Raw genomic sequence first — 1,426 nt, 5'->3', positions numbered from 1 at the left:
TTACCCCCAACAAGCGGGTTTGCAGCACTGAATGAACGTAAGTGAATGAAGTGGCTAGCAAAGCCAATGCTTGCCAAACCTAAATAGAGCGTTTATGCCGAGAAAACATTTTGAGAAAGAAAGGCGAATATGATAGCCACTTTAGTGGCGATTGGTGCAGGTTTTAAGTTGGATTAATTCCAACTTAACAACCAATCCAAATCATATGAGTAAAGTTTCTGCTCAAAATGGAAATTGGAATAAAGCGAAATTAAGGTGGGAATTGGTTTTAGAATTTTAGCAATCTTTTTATTGATTGCTAGGTTTTGGTTTTTTTATTTGGATTTTCAAATTTTGGGACTGCCTAGGGGGGGTACTACGACACCCCCCCTAGGTTGGTCACTGGTCACGGGTCAAAGTGGTTTGACGCTTACTCTCGCAAGGGATACAGAGCGAAAAATGGGGTAAAATCGGGCGTGGCAAGGGATTGAGCCCCTTTTTTTCGTTTTTTCTTACTTATTTATATATATATCTATCTAAACTGTAAGATTTATGTTATCGTAAAATTTATAGAAAAAAGGATATGGAGTGAAATTTGATGTCTGCAAAAGATGAAAAAAAGAGAGTGATGATAACTCTGAATAATGATGTTTTTGAAAAGTTGGAACGTTTGTCAAAAGAAACTGGTTTAAGTAAATCATCTTTGATTACACTTTGATCAATGAACAAAAAAAGGCATAAAAAAAGTCGCCACTGGCATGGCGACGAATTTTAATTAAGAGAATTAACTAAGTGAGGTAATTATATCATGGCTTAAAAACAAAGACACAAGAACGCGAAATTGGACATTTTTTGTATATCCAGAGTCTGCACCTTCTAACTGGAGGGAGATTTTAGATAGTTATCATGTACCATGGATAGAAAGTCCTTTGCATGATAAGGATGTAAATAGTGATGGAGAGATAAAAAAGGCACATTGGCATGTATTATTGATGTTCAGTAGTAAAAAGAGTTATACACAAATATTAGAGATTACAGGTCAATTAAACTCACCAAATCCACAAAAATGTACAAATATTAAAGGTATGGTGCGTTATTTTGCTCATATGGATAATCCTGAGAAGTTTCAGTATGAAAAGAGTGGGATTATAGGACATGCAGGAGCAGACCCTCTGACGTATCTTTCTGTTACGTCTGGAGAGAGATACCAATTAATTAGAGAAATGATTGATTATGTTAGAGAAAATGAAATTGATGAACTGCAAGATTTAATAGATTATGCTATTGAAAATAGATATGAAGATTGGTTTCCGTTATTATGCGATAATTCAACCTTTATTATGAATAATTATATTAAATCAGTTAGACATAGAGTGAAAAATAATAAGCAATTTAGCTAGCCATATGGCTAGCTTTTTTGCTTATGCAAAAAGGGGCTTGGGGGTTT

General features: G+C 34.6%; 2 protein-coding genes. Both read left to right on the top strand.

Annotated features, from left to right (window positions below; genetic code table 11):
• The first annotated feature begins 577 nt into the window (after positions 1–577).
• Entirely contained in the window at positions 578–697 is a 120-nt protein-coding gene (locus HMPREF2802_RS00010) for a ribbon-helix-helix domain-containing protein (protein WP_070502357.1), read from the top strand.
• A gap of 82 nt (positions 698–779) precedes the next feature.
• Positions 780–1,379: a replication protein gene (locus tag HMPREF2802_RS00005; RefSeq protein WP_371091340.1), complete on the top strand. Its 600-nt coding sequence runs from the start codon at positions 780–782 to the stop codon at positions 1,377–1,379.
• The last annotated feature ends 47 nt before the right edge of the window (positions 1,380–1,426 follow it).

This window comes from Staphylococcus sp. HMSC071G07 (assembly GCF_001811435.1).
Lineage (GTDB): Bacteria > Bacillota > Bacilli > Staphylococcales > Staphylococcaceae > Staphylococcus > Staphylococcus pettenkoferi.
Note: the sequence above shows the minus strand (reverse complement) of the source record. Positions and strands in the feature narration are given on the sequence as shown.

Bases quoted from the DNA above. Each gene is read 5' to 3' on its own strand.
- HMPREF2802_RS00010 (WP_070502357.1), top strand. From the start codon at position 578: ATGTCTGCAAAAGATGAAAAAAAGAGAGTGATGATAACTCTGAATAAT.